Consider the following 19,858-nt stretch of genomic DNA (forward strand, 5'->3'; position numbering starts at 1 on the left):
ATTCCCCTCGCCATGACGGCTTTGGTCGCGATCGTCGCGAGCGGTTCGCTCATCGGCGTGCGCACCGCGGCCCGCGCGGCGAACGGGTCGGTCGCGGTCGGCGCAGCGGGTGGGCCACGCTATGGGCTATCGACCGTAGGGCTCAGCTACCCCTTCGCCGCGGCGATCGCCAAGGGCTTTGGTGATGCTGCGGCGCGTGCGGGTGCGACCGCAGTCATCCTGGATGCCAAGGGCGATGTGCAGAAACAGGCCAACGATATCGACGACCTGATTGCGCAGCGCGTCGCCGGCATCGCGGTGATGCCGCTGGATTCGGTCGTCGCGCAGGGGTGGGTGCAGCGCGCAGGGCGCGCCGGCGTACCGATCGCAGCAGTCGCGGCGCTGGTCGGCGATCCTCGCACCCGGCGGGTGGAGGATGTCTATCCGGGCTTGGTCGCGCTGGCATCGCAGGACGAAGTCGCCGCAGGCCGGTCCGCCGGTCAACTTGCGGCAAGACTGCTGCCGAAGGACCGCCCGGCCCGCATCGCGATCATTGAAGGCGCGGCGGGCTTTCCGGAAGTAGAGCAGCGCGCGCGGGGCTTTCGCCAGGCGCTGGACGCGGCGGGCGCACATTATGCGATCGTCGCCGCGCAGCCGGGCAACTGGACGAGCGAGGGGGGCGAGGCCGCGTGCCAGAACATCCTCGCGGCGCAACCCGGGATCGACCTGTTCTACAACGAAGCGGACGACATGGTGGTCGGTTGTGCCCGCGCCGTCCGTGCCGCCGGGTCAAAGGCCCGGTTGATCGGTGTCGGCGGATCGAAGCTCGCTATCGCGTCGATCAAGGCCGGCGCCGTCGATGGCACGGTATGCTTCAAGCCCGAAGCGCTCGGCGCACTTGCGTTCCAGGCGCTTGCCAGTCCCGGCGGCGATCGTTTTCGGACCTATCCGATCCCGGCGGTCACCCGTGCCACGGTGCAGCAATGCGTCGGGCAATGGTGAATACCCCGCTCCTCGCCCTGCGCGGTATCGCGAAGGTATGGCCGAACGGTACGGTCGCGCTGCGCGGGGTCGATCTGGAGGTGCGGCCGGGTCGCGTTCACGGCTTGCTCGGCGCGAACGGGGCGGGCAAGTCGACCTTGATCAAGATTCTCGCGGGCGCGGTGCCGGCGAGCGGCGGTACGATCGCGTGGCGCGGCGACGATGTGCGGTGGCGGACGCCGCGCGATGCGCGTGCCGCGGGAATCGCCACATTGTACCAGCACATCCCGCTCGTCCCGACGCTCAGCGCGCTCGACAATATCCTGCTCGAACAGCGCCGTGGCTGGCGTGGCGACGCGGCGATGCGCAGTAAGGCGGCGGCAATCGTCGCGACCCTGGGCGACCCGTTCGATCTGGATGATATGGTCGGCGATCTGCCGATCGGTGCGCGTCAGATGGTCGCGATGGCGCAGGCGCTGATCGGCGACCCCGCTCTGGTCATTCTGGACGAGCCGACCGCGGCACTCGGCGAACAGGAACGCGAAACCGCCTACCGGATGATCCGGCGGCTGGCGGCGGAGGGCCGGGCGGTGCTGTTCATCTCGCACTTCCTCGATGAGATCGTCGCCCTTACCGATGAGGTCACGGTGCTGCGCGACGGGCAGGCGGTGTTGCGCGCCGAAACCGCGTCGCTTGACGAAGCTGCCATCGCCGCGGCGATCGCCGGCCGGTCGGTCGGCGCGATGACCCGGTCCACCACACGGAAGAAGCTGTCGGGCGCGATGCTCGACGTGAGCGATCTTCGCTCGCCGGGCCGGCTGGCATCGACGTCGCTTGCGGTGGGTGCGGGCGAGATCGTCGGGATTGCCGGTTTGCTCGGGTCGGGGCGCAGCGAATTGCTCCACGCGATCTTCGGCGCGGATCCAGCGGCGAGCGGCAAGATCGTCGTCGATGGTTCCAAAGTGACGCTCGCGCCGGAATACACGGTCGCGGCGGGAATCGCGCTCCTTCCGGAAGATCGCGCGCGGCAGGGGTTCGTGGCGCAGATGACGATCGCCGAGAATATCGCGCTGCCGCGGCGCGGCACGTTGATCGATCGCGCGGGCGAGGACGCTGCCGCGCGCGCCGCTATCGCCCGCCTCGCGATCAAGGCCGCAGGCCCCGAGGCGCTGGTCGGCGAGCTTTCGGGCGGGAACGCGCAAAAGGTCGTGATCGCCAAGTGGCTCGTGCCCGGCACGCGCGTCCTGCTGCTCGACGAACCGACCGCGGGGATCGATATCGGGGCGCGGACCGATATTCTCGAACTAATCCGCGCGCTTGCCGACGATGGCCTGGCGGTGGTGCTGGTCAGTTCCGAGTTCGAGGAATTGCTTGCCATATCGGACAGGATCCTCGTCATGCGCGACGGCGCGGTGGTGCGCGACATCGCCGATCCGACGACGTTAGACGAGGCGGCCTTGATCCAGCTGGCGGGTGGCAGCCAGGCGCGTTGGGAGGATGCCGCGTGAGCAGGATCGATTGGCGACGACATTTCGGGTTGCGTGAGGCGGGGGTCTATTACGCGCTGCTGATCCTGCTCGGTATCCTCGCGGCGATGGCACAGGCGCGCGGCCTGCCGAATTACCTGACGGCGCAAAATCTCGGCAATATCGGCTATCAGGCGTCGCTGGTCGGCATTATGGGCGTCGCGATGACGGTGATGCTGATCACCGGTGCGTTCGATCTGTCCGTCGCTTCGGTTGCGGCGCTCGCCGCGGCGATACTGGTCGGACTGGCGCCGCAGATCGGCTTTCCGCTCGCCGCCCTGGCCGCGCTGATCACGGCCGCCGGCATCGGACTGCTTAACGGCGCGATCGTCCAGTTCGTCGGAATCAATGCGTTCATCGTCACGCTCGGCACGTTGACGGCGGTGCGCGGACTGGTGCTGGTGCTCACCGACGGCCGGTCGCTGATGGTCGAAAGGGCCGATACGCTGGCGCAAATGCTGGCGTTCGAAAGCACGCGCGTGCCGGTATTCTGGGCACTATTGCTGATCGCTGCCGCGCTATGCGCGCTGGGCCTGACCAGGCGTCAGCCGCTGGTGATCGGCAGCGGTATCGTGGTGGCGGTTCTCGCCTTGCTCGCCGGCCCGGCCTTCTCCGTCGCGGCGCCGGTCGTGTATCTCGCGATCTTCACGGCGCTCGTCTGGGCGGTGCTGAAATTCACCGTGATCGGGCGGAATATCTATGCGGTTGGCGGAAATGCCGAGGCGGCACGGCTGTCGGGGATCAACGTCCATGCCTACAAGCTCGGCGCATTCATCCTGTCGGGGCTGGCGGCGGGGTTCGCCGGCATCCTGTTCGGTTGCCGGCTCGGCGCGATCAACCCGACCGCGTTGCAGGGCACCGAACTGACCGTCATCGCCGCGGCGATCCTCGGCGGAACGTCTCTGTTCGGCGGCGCAGGCAGCGTGGTCAAGACGGTGGTCGGCGCATTGCTGCTGTTCACGCTGACCAACGGGTTCAACGTGCTCAATCTGGGGGCCAGCTATCAGGGCCTGATCGAGGGCGTCGTCGTGATCGCGGCGGCGGCGATCTACACGATCGGTGGCGAGCGCAAGCGGACGCGTCGGGTGCCAGCCGAGGCGTCGCCCGTGCTCGAAACGATGCCGGTGCCGCCGTCCGGGGCGCCGGTATGACAAGCTTGCGCATCGCGGTCCGGCGTTTCGATCCGTTTGCGAAAGCGATCGCCGCGCAATTCGCCGACTTCGTCGCGACGACAGGCAGCGACGCGACGCTCGATGCCGTCGAGCTTGACCTGAACCCGCTGCATCAGGCGACGATTGGAGATCGCGGCCTGGCGACCGGCGCGTGGGACATCGCGTTCCTGAATACCGACTGGCTCGCCGAGGCGGTCGCCGACGATCTGCTGGAGGATCTCGCGCCACATCTCGATCGGCAACCGATCGCCGGTTTCCCGGAGGATTGGAGCCCGTCTTTGACCGGATTGCAGCGCTTCGCCGGGGGCTTCTGGGGCATGCCGTATCATGACGGGCCGCAATGTCTGGTGTATCGCAAGGATCTGATCGCCACGCCGCCCGCGACTTGGGACGAATTCCACGCCTGCGCCCGCGGGCTGCAGAAGCCGGCGCAAGACCGCTACGGGACGGTGCTTGCGCTCTTTCCCGACGGTCATAACAGCTTCTACGATTTCTGCATTCACGTTTGGTCGCGCGGGGGCGAGCTGTTCGACGAGGACGGACAGATCGACCTGACCTCGCCGCAGGCGGTCGATGCATTGGATTTCCTGCGTGGGCTCGCACGTGATCCGGATGCGATCGCGCCGGGCTGTGCGGCGATGGACAGCGTCGCATCGGGCATGGCCTTTGCCGCGGGCAAGGTCGCGCTGATGGCGAACTGGTTCGGCTTCGCCGCCTATTGCGACACCTCCGCGGACAGCAAGGTCGCAGGACTGGTCGATGTCGCACCTTTGCCCGCCGGACCGGGTGGGACCAGCGTGTCGCTCAACGTCTTCTGGGTGTTGGCGATCGGCACGGGCTCGCGTCACAAATCGCTCGCCTGGGCATTTCTGCGTCATTGCGCGACTGCGGCGATGGACCGGCTGACGACGACGTCCGGTGCGATCGGCGTACGGCGGTCGACCTGGAACGATCCCGAGATTAACGCGACAATTCCCTATTATCACCGGCTCGAATGGTTGCACGAACATGCTCGCGAGATGCCGGTAACGCCCGATCTTGCGCGGATCAGCCATATCGTCGACGATCTGATCACGGCGGCGGTCGCCACGGACCGTGCGACGGCCGATCTGCTTGCCGAGGCCCAGTCTCGAGCCCTGACACCAGCTCGTGCGGGGGCGGCCCTATGATTGCGCTGCGCCAAGCCTGGCCGATGCCCTCGAAACCCCGCCCTATCGTGATCATCGGGACCGGTGGGATCGTAAGGGACGCGCATCTTCCGGCTTATCGTGAGGCCGGATTCGCGGTTTCCGGTGTCTACGATCCGGACCGGGACCGCGCGGGGGCGCTGGCGGGCAAATGGGGTATCCAGACCGTCTTCGCGTCACTCGAAGACGCGGCGGGCGCCGACGCGGTGTTCGATGTCGCAGCCCCGCCGCTCACGCACCACGAGATCCTCGCCGCGCTACCGCATGGCGCCACGGTGCTGCTGCAAAAGCCCATGGGGCTCGATCTCGCCGCGGCGACGGCGATACGCGATGTTTGCGCGGATCGGGGACTGACGGCTTCGGTCAATTTCCAGTTGCGCTATTCGGCGATGATGCTTGCCGTGGCGGACGCCGTTTCGCGAAACATGCTCGGCAAATTGACCGAGATCGAGGTACAGATCAACCTCGCCACGCCGTGGCATCTCTTTCCGCATCTGCAAGGCAATCCGCGGGTCGAGATCGTCAGCCATTCAATCCATTATCTCGATGCGATCCGCGCGCTCGTCGGCAATCCGACATCGGTTTTCGCACGCAGTTACGGCCATCCGTCCAGCACGCTGGCCGACACGCGCACATCGATCATCCTCGATTACGGCGCGACGTTGCGCGTGTTGCTGTCGATCAACCACCATCACGATTTCGGGCGCGAATTCCAGGCGGCGCAGTTCCGCGTCGAAGGAAGCGAGGGTGCTGCGGTCGCCAAGCTTGGCGTGCTGCTCGACTATCCCGCTGGCGAGCCGGATGAATTGTGGATGGTCGCGCGCGGGGCGGCCTGGGAGCAGGTGCCGCTGGCCGGCGCATGGTTCCCCGACGCTTTTATCGGCCCGATGGCCAATCTCCAGCGCTTCGCAGCGGGGGAGGACGACATCCTGTGTACTGCCGTCGACGACGCCTGGCAGACGATGGCGTTGGTCGAGGCCTGTTACCGATCGGGCGATCAGCCCGGCACTCCCTTACCCATCATGAGGACCGAACCTTGACCGACCTGACCGGAAAGACAGCATTCGTCACCGCCGCCGCACAGGGTATCGGCCGCGCCTCCGCGCTGGCGCTCGCCTCGGCGGGCGCGCGCGTGATTGCCACCGACGTCAACGCGGCCGCGTTGGCCGGGCTTGAAGGGCCGGGCATCGAAACGCGCCGGCTCGACGTGCTCGATGCGGCTGCGGTCGCGGCGTGTGCTGCTGACCCGGTCGACATCCTGTTCAATTGTGCGGGTGTCGTTCACGGCGGCAACGTACTCGAAACCAGCGACGAAGATCTCGACTTCGCCTGGGCGCTGAACGTCAAGGCGATGACGCGGATGTGTCGCGCGGTGCTACCCGGAATGGTCGCGCGCGGCGGCGGTGCGATCATCAATATGTCTTCGGTCGCATCCAGCGTGAAGGGCGTGCCCAACCGCTTCGCCTATTCGGTGTCGAAGGCGGCGGTGATCGGACTGACCAAGTCGGTCGCAGCGGATTTCGTGGACAAGAATATCAGGGTCACGGCGATCTGCCCCGGCACGGTCGAGACGCCATCGTTGCACGACCGGCTGGGCGCCGGGGGCGATTACGAAGGCGCCCGCGCGGCGTTCATCGCGCGCCAGCCGATCGGACGGATCGGCCAACCGGAGGAGATTGCCGATCTCGTTGTCTATCTTGCCGGTGCTACCTATACCACCGGGCAAGTCCAGATCATCGACGGCGGCTGGGCGCTATGAGGCGCTTTCTCGCCCTGCTGGCGGCGTGCGTCGCGGCACCGGCACTCGCGCAGGCGCCCGCACCGAAGGCCGCGTCCGAACGGCTGTGGCTCGGATCCGCCTGGTATCCCGAACAATGGCCCGAGGATCGCTGGGCGGAGGATCTTCGCCTGATGAAGGCGCATGGCGCGAACGTCGTGCGGATCGGCGAATATGCCTGGAGCCGGATCGAACCGGAGGAAGGCAAGTTCGACCTCGACTGGCTCCGCCGCGCAGTGCGGCTGGCGGCAAAATATGACTTGAAGGTCGTGGTCGGTACGCCAACCGATACGCCGCCTGCGTGGCTGACGCAGAAATATCCCGATACGTTGCGCGTCGATACGAACGGCGTGCCGGCGGGGCATGGCGGGCGACGGCAATTCTCGATCTCGTCGCCGCGCTACCGCGACATGGCCCGCGCGGTCGTCGCGCAGATGGCGGATGCCGTTGGCCGCGAACCGAACGTCATCGGCTGGCAGATCGGCAACGAACACACCGATGAGAGCTACGATCCGGCGGCGCGCGATGCGTGGCATGCGTGGCTGAAGGCGAAATACGGCACGCTCGACGCAATGAACGATAAGTGGGCGACGGCCTATTGGTCGCAAACCTATTCGCGCTGGGATCAAATACCGTTCAACGCAGGTGGCGGAAACCCGGGCTGGATGCTGGACCTGAAACGTTTCATCACCAGCCAGTGGGTCGCGTTCCAAAGTAATCAGGCGGACGTGCTGCGCGCGAAGATACCCGCCCGCGCCTTCATCACCACCAATCTGGGCGGGCTGGGCTGGGCCAACCGCTTCGATCGCTATGCCATCAACCGCGATCTCGACCTTGCATCGTGGGACGATTATGTCGGCACCGGGCATCTCGACGCGTATCGCAACGGCGCGGTCAACGATCTGGCGCGCGGCTGGAAACGCCAGAACTTCTGGGTGATGGAGACGCAGCCCGGCTTCGTGAACTGGGCGCCCGTCAGCAACATGCTGTACCCCGGAGAGACGCGCGCACTTGCGTGGCAAACGGTCGGCCACGGCGCCGATGCAGTGTTGTTCTGGCAGTGGCGCAACGCCCTGAACGGGCAGGAAACGATGCATGGTTCGATCGTCGGACCGGACGGCAAGCCGTTGCCCATCTATGCCGAGGCCGCGCAGATCGGACGCGATTTCGCCAAGGCATCGCCTGCACTGGCCGGCACCTCGCCCGATGCGCAGGTGGCTATTCTGCAGGACTATGACAGCCGCTGGGCGATCGACTTCCAGCCATTGACCAAGGACTACGACCAGATCGGCGTGCTGCTGAATTACTATCGCCCGTTGAAGGATGCGGTCGGCGCGGTGGATGTCGTATCGGCCTATGCGCCGCTCGATCGTTACAAGCTGGTCGTCGCGCCCAGCCTCAATGTCATTCCCGACGCGCTGGCGAAGCGGCTGGCGGACTATGTCCGCAAGGGCGGGCGCCTTATTCTCGGGCCGCGATCGGGAATGAAGGACGAGTTCAACCGCCTCGATACTGTGCGCCAGCCGGGCCCGCTCGGCAATTTTTTGGGCGCGCAGGTCGAGCAATTCTACGCGCTGGACGAGACCGTTGCCGTCGATGGCGGAACGGCCAGCATCTGGGCGGAAGACCTCTCCACGGCCGCGCCCGATACCAAGGTGCTGTTGCGTTACGGGAAGGCGAACGGTTGGCTTGACGGCCACGCGGCGGCGGTCACTCGCACGGTCGGCAAGGGCCGGATCAGCTATCATGGGGCGGTGTTCGACAAGATCGTCACCAAGGACCTGATAGACACGGCGCTTGCCGAGGCACGCATCACACGGGATTTCGCCACGCCCGCAGACGTCGAATTGATGACGCGAGAAGGCTCCGGCCGACGCATCGTCATTCTGATCAACCACGGGCGCACCGCGCAACGCGTCGCGCTGCCGACCGCCATGTCCGACATCCTGAACGGCGGCACGATCGCCGCCGTCGACCTTCCCCGAGGGCGTCGCCGTACTGCAACGTCCGGCGACTGGAGCGAAACGATGAAGCGATTTCTAAAAACTTTATTGCTCGGCGCGACGATGACGGGTGCGGTGCCGCTACATGCTTCGCCGATCGTTCAAGCCGCGACCGCCGATGCGAACGACACGCTCTACCCGATGGATTTCAAGGCGGGGCCGGTCGGACGCCAGCTGGCGAAGGTCGATCGCGGAACCGCAAGCGGTCCGTTCCGCCCCAATTGGGAATCGCTCAAGGCGATCCGCGTGCCCGAATGGTTCCGCGACGCGAAGTTCGGCATCTTCCTGCATTGGGGCCCCTATGCCGTGCCGGGCTTCCTCACCGAATGGTATTCGCGCAACATGTATGAGCCTGGCAACGTGGCCTATACATTTCATCGCAACGTGTTCGGGCCGCAATCCAGCTTCGGCTATAAGGATTTCATCCCGAAATTCACCGCCGACAAGTTCGACGCGGCGAAATGGGTCACGCTCTTTCAGGACGCGGGCGCGCGCTACATCATGCCGGTCGCCGAACATTGCGATGGCTTTGCAATGTACGATTCCGACATGACCGACTGGAACGCGGTCAGGATGGGCCCGAAACAGGACACTGCCCGCGCCCTGATGACGGCGGCGCGCGCGCAGGGACTGCACTTCGGCCTGTCGTCGCACCGGGCGGAGCATTGGTGGTGGTACGGCGTCGGCCGCGACTATGACAGCGACGTGCGCGACCCTCGCTATGCCGGGCTGTACGGCCCCGCCGCCCCGATGCGGATTGGCGATGAAAAGGGCAAGGGCATGCCCGATGGCGCGCATCTCGAAAACTGGAACCCGCCGAGCAAGCAATTCCTCGACGATTGGCTCGCGCGCACGACCGAGATTATCGACAAATACGATCCGGAGATCATCTATCTCGACTGGTGGACCGCCGCGCCCGCGTTCGAACCCTATCTCCAGCGTTTCGCGGCCTATTACTACAATGCCGCGCGCAAGAAGGGCTACAGCCCGTCGATCGCGTATAAGGGGTCTCAGTTCGCCCCGGGTACTGCCCTCTACGATGTCGAGCGTGGCAAGCTCGACGCCCTGCGGCTCGAGCCGTGGCAGACCGACACGTCGATCTCGACCAAGAGCTGGGGCTATATACAGGACGACGACTATAAGTCGCCGAAGTCGCTGGTGCAGGACCTGGTCGATATCGTTTCCAAGAACGGTAATCTGATGCTGAACGTCGGCCCACGCGCGGACGGCACGATTCCCGACCAGGCCCAGGCGGTGCTGCGGGATATCGGCGCCTGGCTGAAGGTGAATGGCGAGGCGATCTACGGCACGCGCCCGTGGAAGTATTTCGGCGAAGGCCCGACAGCGATCGTCACCGGCGAGAAGTCCGAAGCGCAGAACAAGGGCTGGAAGGCGGAGGACATTCGCTTCACCACGAAGAACGGCGCGTTGTACGCGATCGGGATGGAGCGCCCGACGGACGGTGTCGTGCGGATCAAGACGCTGTACGCCGGCTCGCGCTATCTCGATCGCGGGATAGCGGACGTGCGGCTGCTGGGCGGCGGGGCGGTCGCATGGCGGCAGACTCCGTCCGGCATGGAAGCCACGCTGCCGGCCGATGCGGGCAAGACCATGCCCTATGTCCTGCGCATCGGATTTGCCCGATGATCGCCCGCCGCCTGCGACTGGCCCGGGTTATCGCGCTGTTGCTGGCGGCGGCCCCGGTCGCTGCCCTGTCCCAACCCCCCGGCGACGCGCGCCATGGCCCGGCCTGCGCTTGCCGTCGGAACGTCCTGGTATCCGGAGCAATGGCCGGAGGCGAACTGGAATACCGATCTCGCCATGATGAAAGCGGCGGGGTTCAACACCGTGCGGATCGGCGAATTCGCCTGGAGCCGGATGGAACCGGCGGAGGGGCAATTCGATTTCGCCTGGCTCGACCGGGCAGTCGCCGCGGCGGCACGTCACGGCATGCAGGTGGTGCTCGGCACGCCGACCGCCGCGCCGCCCGCATGGCTGACCCAGAACTATCCCGATACTTTACGCGTCGATGAGGATGGCAAGCGCGCGACACACGGCGCCCGCCGTCATTTCTCCTTCGCCAGCGCCCGGTACCGTGACCTTGCCCGCCGTGTAGCGGCGGAAATGGCCAAAAGGTACGCACATGATGCGCGCGTGATTGGCTGGCAGATCGACAACGAGGTCGGGCCGCCGTCGTTCGACACGGAAGCGGTTGCACGCTGGCACGCATTCCTCAAGGCGCGCTACGGCGACATCGCGACGCTGAACACCCGCTGGGCGACGGAATACTGGAGCCAGCGTTACGACGATTTCGATCAGGTGCCGCTCCACGCGACCGGGCAGCAGAACCCCGCGCTGCTGCTGGATTTCAAGCACTTCACCACCGCGACCTGGACCGATTACGTGATGAACCAGACGCGTGCGATTCGTGCGCAGGCCGATCCGCGTCAGTTCGTTACCACCAACACGATGTTTTGGAATGCGGGGTTCGATCACTTCGTACTGCATCGCGATCTCGATCTCGCATCGTGGGACAATTATATTCCGAACGGACGTCCCGACTGGGTTGCGAATGGGGCCAATCACGATCTCGTCCGCGGCTATAAGCAGCGTAACTTCTGGCTGATGGAAACCCAGCCGGGGCGGGTCGACTGGGTACCCGTAAACCGCGCGCTCGATCCCGGGCAGGTGCGGGAACTGGCGTGGCAGGCGATCGGGCATGGCGCCGACGCCGTGTTGTACTGGCAGTGGCGGCCTGCGCGTAACGGGCAGGAAAGCTACCACGGCTCTTTGCTTGGGCAGGACGGAAAACCCAATCCTATCCTCGCCGAGGTGGCCAGCACCGCGCGGGAGATCGGTGCCGCGTCGGCCGCGCTTGCGGATACCGCACCGGTCGCGAAGGTGGCGATGCTGTTTTCCTATGACAGTCGATGGGCGATCGACCTGCAGCCGTTGAACAAGAATTTCGATCCGATCCGCGAGTTCACCGATTTCTACCGCCCGGTGCGTATCGCCGCGCAAGGTGTCGCGGTGCTGCCGGTCGATGCGGATCTGGCGCGCTACCCGCTCGTTATCGCGCCATCGCTCAACGTACTGACCAAGTCGCAGGCCGATCATCTGGCCGACTATGTGCGCGGCGGCGGTCATCTGGTGCTCGGACCGCGCTCCGGCATGAAGGACGATGCGAACGCATTATGGCCCGATCGCCAGCCGGGTCCGTTGGCGCCAATGCTGGGCGCTCGGGTCGATCAATTCTACGCTTTGGACGTTCCCGTCGGGCTGACCGGATCACCCGGCGGCACGGCATCGGTCTGGGCCGAAACGCTTGTCCCCGATACGCCGGACGTGACCGTCCTGTCGCGTTATGCCGATCCGGGCGGATGGCTGGACAAGAAACCGGCGATCGTCACGCGGTCGCTTGGCAAGGGCAGCATCACTTATGTCGGTGCATGGCTCGATCCGGATGCGATGCGCACTCTCGCCGATCAGGTGCTAGCGCGGGCAAAGGTCGAACCGCTCCTTCGCGGCGTCCACCCCGATGTCGAGGTCAGCGCACGCGCCGGGGCAGGGCGATGCGTCTTCGTCCTGATCAACCATGGGGGGCAGGCGCATGCCGTCTCGCTTCCCGGCACGGCACGTGTGGTCGCGGGAACGTTTTCGAACAGCGTCCTGCAACCGCATGAGGTAGGCGTGGTCGAGGTCACCGGCACTGCCTGCCAATAGCCCCCGGCGTCAGCCGAGATCGAGGCCGAACTCCTCGCAGATATCGCGCGATTGTTCCCCGATGCCGGGCGCGCCGCGACCGAATGTCGGGCGCGCGCCGTCGATCCGGAAGGGCGCCGCCGTCGTCTTCACGGTGCCGGATGCCGTCCGGATGTTCTGCAACATGCCGAGCGCCTGAAAACTCTCGGCGGCAAGCAATGCCGGCCAGTCGAGTACCGGCGCGGCCCAGATGCCCGCCGGTTCCAGCAATGCGAGCCAGTCCTCCGTCGTGCGTTCGGCGACGCGCCCCGCGATGCGGTCGAGCAGGCTGTCGCGATCGGCGAAACCATCGGCCGACGCCAATCCGGGCAGGTCCAGCAGCGCCTCGATCTTGTCAAGCGGCGTCATGGCCAGCGCGAGATGGCCATTCCGCGTGGCATACACACCGTATGGCGCGGCAAGGTACGCATTGGCACCATGAGCGGCGGCGCGACGGGGTGCGCGCCCGCCATCGTTGAGGTGCGTCGTCAGCAATTCGAACTGAAAGTCGACCAGGACTTCAAGCAGGCTCGTCTCGATCAGACCGCCAAGGCCGGTGCGTCCGCGCCGTACGAGCAACGCGAGAATGCCCTTGGCTAGCACATGGCTCGCCAGCATGTCCGCGACGGACAGGCCGATCGGCATCGGCCCGCTGCCCGCGGTGCCGTTCAGCCACATCACTCCCGACCGCGCCTGCGCAAGCAAATCCTGGCCGGGCAGTTTCGACCAAGGCCCGCTTGGACCGAAACCGGATACGCTGCCATAGATCACGCCCGGATTAAGCTGCTTCGCCACGTCGTAATCCAGCCCCAGCCGCTCGATCACGCCAGGCCGGAAATTCTGGATCACCACGTCGGCGCGGGTGATCAATTGCCGTATCGCCTTCAAATGCGTGTCGTTCTTCAAGTCGAGCGCAAGGCTTTCCTTGTTGCGGTTGATCGCGTGAAACAACGTCGAATGGCCGTCGATGTCGGTGTCCGTAAGGTATAACGACCGGCTGAGATCGCCCGCGCCGGGCCGTTCGATCTTGATGACCCGGGCGCCCAGATCGCCAAGCTGCAGCGCCGCCGCCGGCCCAGCGAGGAACTGCGCCATGTCGAGCACCAAAAGGCCGTCGAGCGGTGCGGATGGCGTCACGCTCCTTTTTATTCGCGTTCCGGGAAACTCATCGCCGTCAATTCGCATGAGCGCGCTCACATCCGTCTGTAAGGCCTGGAGGAATGCAACCAGACGTGTTTCGTGACGGCGCAACGCCCGCTAAACCGGCATGTCCCGGAAAGAAAATTTCCCGGTGACGGTGTCGCCGGGCGCCGTGTCGCGATACAGCCGGCGCGATCGTACAATCGAAGGGGGCGCAATGTCCGTGAAAAGCATGTCGTCCGATGAGCGGCGCTTGAAGTATGTCGTTCCTGCGCTCGAAAAAGGTCTCGATATCATCGAATATCTTGCCGACCAGGCGGTGCCGCTGACCCAGTCGCAACTGGCGCGCGCGCTCGATCGCCAGCCGGGCGAACTGTTTCGAATGCTCGCCTGTCTCGAGGGCCGCGGCTTTATCTACCGCGATGCCACCAGCGGCGGTTATGCACTGACGCTCAAGCTGTTCCAGCTCGCCCGGATCCATTCGCCGTACGAGACGCTGGTTTCCACCGCCCGGCCGTTCATGCGCGCGCTGGCCGACGAGGTACGCGAAAGCTGCCACCTCACGGTCTTGCGCAACGACGAAGTTCTCGTGCTCGCGCAGGAAGAGAGCCCCAATCCGTTTCGCCTCTCGGTCGAAGTCGGCTCGACCCACGACGCGCTGCGGACGAACTCCGGTCGCCTGCTGCTCGCCGCTTTGTCCGACGACGCGCTGGACAGCCTGCTTGGCCGGCAACCGGCGTGGAGCGCGATGAGCGCGGCGGCACGCAAAAAGAAGACCGAACAGATCGCCGCCGTGCGCCGTGACGGCTACGCCGCGTCGATCAGCGAACGCTTCCTGGGGAGCGCCGATCTGGGCGTCCTGGTCGGCAGCCCGCGCGCGCCGCTCAATGCCGCGCTGACGATCGCCACGTTGATCGAGGCGGATGGCGACGCGCGCCACGAACGGTTGCTGGAGCCGCTGCGCCGCACCGCGCTGGCGATCACCGAGGCGACCGGTCTCTCGCTGCGCCAGGCCAGCGACCCGCTCGCCGCCGCCTGACACCGGCGCACCGGCTGGGTTCACCGCGTGCACCGGTCACGCGCGATCACCGCTTCAGCCGCCTGTGCCATGATCGTATAGCCGGCGTCCTGGGGGTGCAGGCTGTCCGTGCTGCCTGTTCTCGGCGTCATGTGCGTCGGGCGGGCCGGATCGCGCATCGCCGCGTCGAAATCGATTACGCCATCCAGTTCGCCGGACGTTCGTATCCAGGCGTTCGCCGCTTGGCGCTTCGCCTCGCCCTCCGCCGTGAAATATGCGGCGCCCTCGAACGGTAGCAATGTCCCGGCGATGACACGAATACCATGCGCCCGCGCCCGCGCCGCCATTTCGCGGTAGCTGGCGATGATCCGGTCCGCGCCCACCGCATCGTCGCGGCGGCCCGGCATCGCACTCGCACCGATGTCGTTGATTCCTTCAAGCAATATCACGGTGCGCACTCCCGGCACCGACAGCACGTCGCGATCGAACCGGGCGAGCGCATTGGGACCCCGCCCGTCATGCAGCAGGCGATTGCCGCTGATCCCCGCGTTGACGACCGACCAGCACCTGCCGTCTCGCCGGGCAGCCAGCAGCCGCGCGAGCTGATCGGGCCAGCTCATATACGCGCCGGGCGTCGACGCCGCGCCTTCGGTGATCGAGATCGCCAAAGGCCACCAACGTGCGCGAGGCCTCGGGTGAGACCAGATCGATGCGCGCGACGATCGCCGGAACGCGCTTGCGCACCTGTCCGGTATAGACGCCGCGCGCGGTTTGATCGCCGGGCGCGACATCGGCCATCTGGGCGTGCGCCGGGGGCGTGGATGTTTCGGGAAAATAGACCGATACCCCATAGTCCACGCCGGGCTTCGCAACCATCGACAGCGCGTCGGTCAGCATCGGTGCGCCCGCCGGGATGACGGCCCCGGGTGCGCCGGAAAACAGCAGCGCATGCCGGGTGCCGGCCACGGGCAGTCCGGCGCGATCGAGTTCGACGATGCTGGCGGCCCCGATCCGCAACGCGGTCGATCCAAGCTCGTTCGTCAGGCGGACGCGCAGCTTCGTGCCCGACGCGGCGACCCGTACGATCTGACGGACCGTCTGGTCCTTCAGCGGCGCGCCAAGTGCGTCGCGGATTGCCGGCTCGTAGCCGATTGGCGCATTGCCATAGGCACTCACCCAGCGATCTGCGGGCACGGGTGCCGCGGCAAGCAGGGTCGGGGTGGCGACACCGATCATCATGTGCAAGATTTTTTTCATATGCTCTTCCCCAATCATCGTACCGGAAACGCAACGCGTGGATCGATCGCCGCGGCCATCTTCCGATAGCCGGCATCGCTCGGGTGCAAATGGTCGCCCGAATCATTGGCGGGGTCGAGTTGCGACGGGTTGGTCTTGTCGGCCAGAGCCGCGGCAAAATCCACCACGGCATCGAACGCGCCCGATGTCCGTATCCACCCGTTGACCGCCTGCCGTACGACATCCCCACGCGCGGTGAAGTAGATCGAGCCGCGATATGGCGGGATCGTCGCGCCGACCACTCGCACGCCTTTGTCATGCGCGCGGTGGATGATCTGCGAATAGGCCGCGATAACGGTGGCGGCATCGACCGGGCCGTCGGTGGCCGGCTTGGAATTGCCCCAGCCGATGTCGTTTATCCCCTCGAACAGCAGGACGTCCGTCACGCCGGGCACCGCGAGGACATCGCGATCCAGCCGGGCGAGCGCGTTGGGCCCGGCACCGTCGCGCAGCAGTCGATTGCCGTGGATCCCGGCATTGACGACGCTCCAGTCCCGGTAACGCGGTAGCGAGGCCAGTCGCGCGGCGAACATTTCCGGCCATCCGGTGAAGCTTTCCGGCTTGGCGCGCGCACCCTCCGTCATCGAATCGCCCAGCGCGACGATCACTCGCCCGGGTCGGATGCGATCGACCTCGACCATCGTGGCGGGCGCCGGGCCGCGTCCCGTGCGGGTGCGCCCATCGGCATAGGCCACCCCGACGGTCAGCAGGTGCGCGGCGGGAACGGGGTTTGCTCCGTACCGCACGGTGATCGCGATCCGGTCGAAGCGGTTTATCCGGCGAGCGACCGGATCGCTCGTCAGCGCGGCACCCGGGGGCAGGATCGCGCCCGGCTGCCCCGCAAAATGCAGCGGGATCATCTGCCCGTCGATCTCGATCAGGGCGGACGCGAAAGAGAGCGGCACTGTCCCCAGCGCATTCGTCATCCGCACGCGCAGCCGGCTGCCGGACGTGCCGACGACAAGCTCCTGACGCACCGTCGCGTTGGAATAGTCGCGGATATCGTGTGCCGCGAGCACAGGCGTCGCGGGGAAGGGGGCGGCCATCCACCCCGCGACCCACTCGGCCTGCGCCGGCTTGGCCGCCAGGGCGACCAGCGCCGCCGCCCCGAGTAGCCGGGTGAAGACGGCGAGCGTCATGCCGGGCCTGACGCCCGACACACGCTCGCTCTCGTCCTCATGATCAGAACTTCACGCGGACACCGGCCATGAACTGCCGGTCGTCGATCGTGAACTGGCCCGGCCGGGTTTCGTTCTGATAATATTGCTGGATCTGCGTCCGCAGCAGGTTCTGCCCATCGACGGTCAGGGTCACGTTCTTGGTGAGGTCATAGCTCAACGACGCGTCCAGCCAGCCATAGCCCTTGGTCATCACGGGGAAAGTATAGGATTGCGTCGTACCGCCCGGCGGGGTGTAGGCGCCCGCGAGGATCGAGGACAGGAAGCTCGAGCGGTAGTTATAGGCGACCTTCGCGGTGATGCCGAACTTCTCGTAGATACCGGCGACGTTGTAGCTGTACTTCGATAGCTGCGGCAGCGGTGCGACGAATCCGGCGAGCGAAGTGGGCGCCTTGCTCGACGTGTAGGTCGCGTTCGCCTGGATACCGATCCCCGACAGCGCGCCCGGCAGGAAATCGAAGAACTGCTGGTACCCAAGCTCGGCGCCCTTCACGGTGCCCACGCCGGCATTCAGCGGTTGCGACAGTGTGTAGCCACTCAGCCCGCCGATCGTGACGTTCGGCGTGGACCGGGTGAAGATGAACCCGTTGACGCGTTTGTAGAAGGCGGCCGCATAGAGCGACGTCGATTTGTTGACGTACCATTCCAGCGAGATGTCCGCGTTCTTGGACGTGATCGGGCTCAGGTTCGGGTTACCCTGGCTCGCCGCAAGCTGGCCTGGAACGACGGTCAGCGCCGGGGATAGCTGGCTGAAATCCGGGCGGGTCAGCGTTTTCGACGCAGCCAGACGAAGCTGCAGCTTGTCGGTCAGGTGCGCGCGAACGTTCGCACTCGGCAGCCAATTGTCATAGCTGTTGCGGACCGCCACGGTCTCGATGATCGTCGGTACGATCGGAGTAATTACGCCACCCACCAACTCTGTGCGCCGCTGGTTGCCGCGGATCAGATCGTTGGTGTGAACGTACCGGACGCCGATATTGCCGTCGATCGGCACGCCGAGCACGAAGTCGAATTTGGCCAACGCGTAGGCGGCATGGCTCTTCTCTACTGCGTCGAAAGCAGCCAGCTGGCTGTTCACCGACAGGACCGACGGCGCGAGCGTTCCAACCAGGCCAAGCTGGTTGAGCACGCCTGCAAAGTCGTCCTTCAGTCGCGACGCGATCGCATAGGGGAAATTACGCTGGAAATCGACGTTGGCTCCGCTTCTCGTGTAGAAGTCGTTGAAGGCGTTGGGCTGGAACAGGTTGGTATAGGATGCCGGATTGGTCGACGTCGTCTGTCCGGTGTAGCGGAGCGGATTGACCTGCGCGATCGTGCGATCGGAATAGCGGTAGCCAATCTGGATCGATTTCAGGAAGCCGCCGTCGAAATCATATTCGCCGTCCACGCGGGTCGCGAGTTCGTCGCCTTTGTAATGGTTCTCGTTCCGCGTCAGCGCGGCGACCGTGTAATTCGCAAGATTGGAAAGGTCATACGTGCCGCTGGATGATGATGGCGGGTTCGTTGCGATGTTCTGCGTGAACGACGGGATGTTCGTGGCCAGATCCAGTTCGGTGTAGAACAGGTCATTGCGCGACTTGGTATAGGCCACGTCGCCGCTCAGCCGGATTGGCCCGGAATGCCATTTCGCGTTCAACGCGATCGACTTGTTTTCGTCCAGCGTGTCCCGCTCGGTGCCGGCGGCGGTCAGGCGCGGGTTGATATAGGTGACCGAGGACGCATCCTGCGTGTTCGGGAACAGCGTGGTGCTGCCTGCCACCGCCGCGATGCCAGCCGTTGGGATGTTGGCGTTGTACTGCTGTTGCGTGGTCTTGAAGCGCTGATACTGCCCTTCCAGCGTGAATTCCAGGTTCGGTGCCGGGCGCCACTGCAGCGCGGCATTCGCGCCGATGCGCTGACGCTCGCCGACCACGATGATCTGATTCAGGCCGTTCGGTGCGAACACGGTCTGTCCGGGGATCAGGTCGCTGCGCGGCGTGGGCGCGCCCGTGCTGTCGATGTCCTGGCGATATTTGCGATCCTGGTAACTGAAGCTGCCGAGCAGCCCGATCTGGCCGATGCCGGTATCCCATTTGTTCGATACGAACAGCGAACCGGTCGGCGTCGTCTTCTTGACCGAGTCCGCATAGAGGGCACGCGCGGATGCACCGATGGTGAACCCGGGCAGGTCGAGCGGACGCCGTGTCTGGAGATCGACAAGGCCGCCGAGGCCGCCCTCGATCAGATCCGCCTGCGACGCCTTGTAGACGTCGATCCGCGAGATAAGTTCGGCAGGGAAATCCTGCAGGTTGAAGGTACGCCCGCCGCCGGCCGTGAAGGTCTCGCGACCGTTCAGCGTTGTTTCAACTTGCGGCAAACCGCGAATGGCGATCGATCCGCCTTCCCCGAGATCGCGCGAAACCTGCACGCCGGTCACACGCTGCAGCGCTTCCGTCGCGTTGTTGTCGGGGAGCTTGCCGATGTCTTCGGCGACGATCGAGTCGACGATCGTCGTCGCATTGCGCTTGACCTCGGCGGCGGAGCGAAGGCTCGCGCGGACGTCCGTTACGACGATCTCCTCATTCCCGCTTTCGTCGGTGTTCGGCGCCGTGCCGTCCGCCGGTGCGGTCGGGGCAGGGCTGGCCTGCTGCGCTGCTGCCGGTGCGGCAAGCAAAGCCAGGACCGCAGTGCTGGACATGAAATATAGTGCACGCATCAGAACGTCCCTCCAGACATGTTGTTTTGTTTTATCGGTTAGAAATTTTCGGTCATTCAACTGGATCGGAGATCGATCCGGAAACATTGCGCCACGCCCAAATTAATCCTGACGGACGTTCGGATGATCCGTGAGGACCAAACTACCTCGCCAGATCGATCAGCT

The 19,858-nt window shown here is 65.4% G+C and carries 14 protein-coding genes; 9 read left to right on the plus strand and 5 right to left on the minus strand.

The genetic code is table 11. The annotated features are described in order from the left end of the window. Nucleotides 1–12: 12 nt before the first annotated feature. The 8 genes from H5J25_RS00430 (at nt 13) to H5J25_RS00470 (ending at nt 12,348) form a co-directional block, all read left to right on the plus strand. Nucleotides 13–981: a sugar ABC transporter substrate-binding protein gene (locus tag H5J25_RS00430; RefSeq protein ID WP_225883246.1), complete on the plus strand. Its 969-nt coding sequence runs from the start codon at nt 13–15 to the stop codon at nt 979–981. Further along, entirely contained in the window at nt 975–2,468 is a 1,494-nt protein-coding gene (locus tag H5J25_RS00435; protein WP_225883247.1) for a sugar ABC transporter ATP-binding protein, read from the plus strand. Before H5J25_RS00430 ends, H5J25_RS00435 begins: the two co-directional genes overlap by 7 nt. Further along, nucleotides 2,465–3,637 carry an ABC transporter permease gene (locus H5J25_RS00440; protein ID WP_202093747.1) on the plus strand — a complete coding sequence of 391 codons (1,173 nt, stop codon included), beginning with the start codon at nt 2,465–2,467 and terminating at the stop codon, nt 3,635–3,637. The genes H5J25_RS00435 and H5J25_RS00440 overlap by 4 nt, the downstream gene beginning before the upstream one ends. After that, nucleotides 3,634–4,827 carry an extracellular solute-binding protein gene (locus H5J25_RS00445; protein WP_202093748.1) on the plus strand — a complete coding sequence of 398 codons (1,194 nt, stop codon included), beginning with the start codon at nt 3,634–3,636 and terminating at the stop codon, nt 4,825–4,827. The genes H5J25_RS00440 and H5J25_RS00445 overlap by 4 nt, the downstream gene beginning before the upstream one ends. A gap of 47 nt (nt 4,828–4,874) precedes the next feature. Beyond that, complete coding sequence (locus H5J25_RS00450) at nt 4,875–5,885, plus strand: Gfo/Idh/MocA family protein (protein WP_263973946.1); 1,011 nt, start codon at nt 4,875–4,877, stop codon at nt 5,883–5,885. Next, the gene (locus H5J25_RS00455; protein WP_202093752.1) at nt 5,882–6,604 is read left to right on the plus strand and encodes an SDR family oxidoreductase; all 723 of its coding nucleotides are present in this window, start codon (nt 5,882–5,884) and stop codon (nt 6,602–6,604) included. The genes H5J25_RS00450 and H5J25_RS00455 overlap by 4 nt, the downstream gene beginning before the upstream one ends. After that, entirely contained in the window at nt 6,601–10,272 is a 3,672-nt protein-coding gene (locus H5J25_RS20405) for a beta-galactosidase (RefSeq protein WP_225883249.1), read from the plus strand. Before H5J25_RS00455 ends, H5J25_RS20405 begins: the two co-directional genes overlap by 4 nt. A 93-nt stretch (nt 10,273–10,365) precedes the next feature. Beyond that, nucleotides 10,366–12,348 carry a beta-galactosidase gene (locus tag H5J25_RS00470; protein ID WP_202093757.1) on the plus strand — a complete coding sequence of 661 codons (1,983 nt, stop codon included), beginning with the start codon at nt 10,366–10,368 and terminating at the stop codon, nt 12,346–12,348. 9 nt (nt 12,349–12,357) lie between these two features. Here the strand turns inward: H5J25_RS00470 and H5J25_RS00475 are convergent, their stop codons facing one another. Then, complete coding sequence (locus H5J25_RS00475; protein WP_225883250.1) at nt 12,358–13,503, minus strand: CaiB/BaiF CoA transferase family protein; 1,146 nt, start codon at nt 13,501–13,503, stop codon at nt 12,358–12,360. Between the two features lie 220 nt (nt 13,504–13,723). Between H5J25_RS00475 and H5J25_RS00480 the strand changes: the two genes are divergently transcribed. Next, the gene (locus tag H5J25_RS00480) at nt 13,724–14,545 is read left to right on the plus strand and encodes an IclR family transcriptional regulator (RefSeq protein WP_202093759.1); all 822 of its coding nucleotides are present in this window, start codon (nt 13,724–13,726) and stop codon (nt 14,543–14,545) included. Between the two features lie 20 nt (nt 14,546–14,565). Here H5J25_RS00480 and H5J25_RS20410 read toward each other — a convergent pair whose 3' ends face one another. The 4 genes from H5J25_RS20410 to H5J25_RS00495 are packed head-to-tail and all read right to left on the minus strand — an operon-like array spanning nt 14,566 to nt 19,693. Then, the gene (locus H5J25_RS20410; RefSeq protein WP_225883251.1) at nt 14,566–15,144 is read right to left on the minus strand and encodes an SGNH/GDSL hydrolase family protein; all 579 of its coding nucleotides are present in this window, start codon (nt 15,142–15,144) and stop codon (nt 14,566–14,568) included. Continuing rightward, on the minus strand, nt 15,041–15,781 hold the full coding sequence (locus H5J25_RS20415; protein WP_225883252.1) for a hypothetical protein: 741 nt from the start codon (nt 15,779–15,781) through the stop codon (nt 15,041–15,043). The genes H5J25_RS20410 and H5J25_RS20415 overlap by 104 nt, the downstream gene beginning before the upstream one ends. 14 nt (nt 15,782–15,795) lie before the next feature. Further along, a complete protein-coding gene (locus H5J25_RS00490; RefSeq protein WP_202093761.1) occupies nt 15,796–16,959 on the minus strand; it encodes an SGNH/GDSL hydrolase family protein in 1,164 nt (387 codons plus the stop codon). A 43-nt stretch (nt 16,960–17,002) separates the two neighbouring features. After that, on the minus strand, nt 17,003–19,693 hold the full coding sequence (locus H5J25_RS00495; RefSeq protein WP_202093763.1) for a TonB-dependent receptor: 2,691 nt from the start codon (nt 19,691–19,693) through the stop codon (nt 17,003–17,005). Nucleotides 19,694–19,858: the final 165 nt, after the last annotated feature.

This window comes from Sphingomonas aliaeris, assembly GCF_016743815.1.
Classification (GTDB): domain Bacteria; phylum Pseudomonadota; class Alphaproteobacteria; order Sphingomonadales; family Sphingomonadaceae; genus Sphingomonas; species Sphingomonas aliaeris.

Coding starts and splice junctions, on each gene's coding strand:
- H5J25_RS00430 (WP_225883246.1), top strand. CDS start 13: ATGACGGCTTTGGTCGCGATCGTCGCGAGCGGTTCGCTCATCGGCGTG.
- H5J25_RS00435 (WP_225883247.1), top strand. CDS start 975: ATGGTGAATACCCCGCTCCTCGCCCTGCGCGGTATCGCGAAGGTATGG.
- H5J25_RS00445 (WP_202093748.1), top strand. CDS start 3,634: ATGACAAGCTTGCGCATCGCGGTCCGGCGTTTCGATCCGTTTGCGAAA.
- H5J25_RS20405 (WP_225883249.1), top strand. CDS start 6,601: ATGAGGCGCTTTCTCGCCCTGCTGGCGGCGTGCGTCGCGGCACCGGCA.
- H5J25_RS00470 (WP_202093757.1), top strand. CDS start 10,366: ATGGCCCGGCCTGCGCTTGCCGTCGGAACGTCCTGGTATCCGGAGCAA.
- H5J25_RS00480 (WP_202093759.1), top strand. CDS start 13,724: ATGTCCGTGAAAAGCATGTCGTCCGATGAGCGGCGCTTGAAGTATGTC.
- H5J25_RS20410 (WP_225883251.1), bottom strand. CDS start 15,144: ATGAGCTGGCCCGATCAGCTCGCGCGGCTGCTGGCTGCCCGGCGAGAC.
- H5J25_RS20415 (WP_225883252.1), bottom strand. CDS start 15,781: ATGAAAAAAATCTTGCACATGATGATCGGTGTCGCCACCCCGACCCTG.
- H5J25_RS00490 (WP_202093761.1), bottom strand. CDS start 16,959: ATGACGCTCGCCGTCTTCACCCGGCTACTCGGGGCGGCGGCGCTGGTC.
- H5J25_RS00495 (WP_202093763.1), bottom strand. CDS start 19,693: ATGCGTGCACTATATTTCATGTCCAGCACTGCGGTCCTGGCTTTGCTT.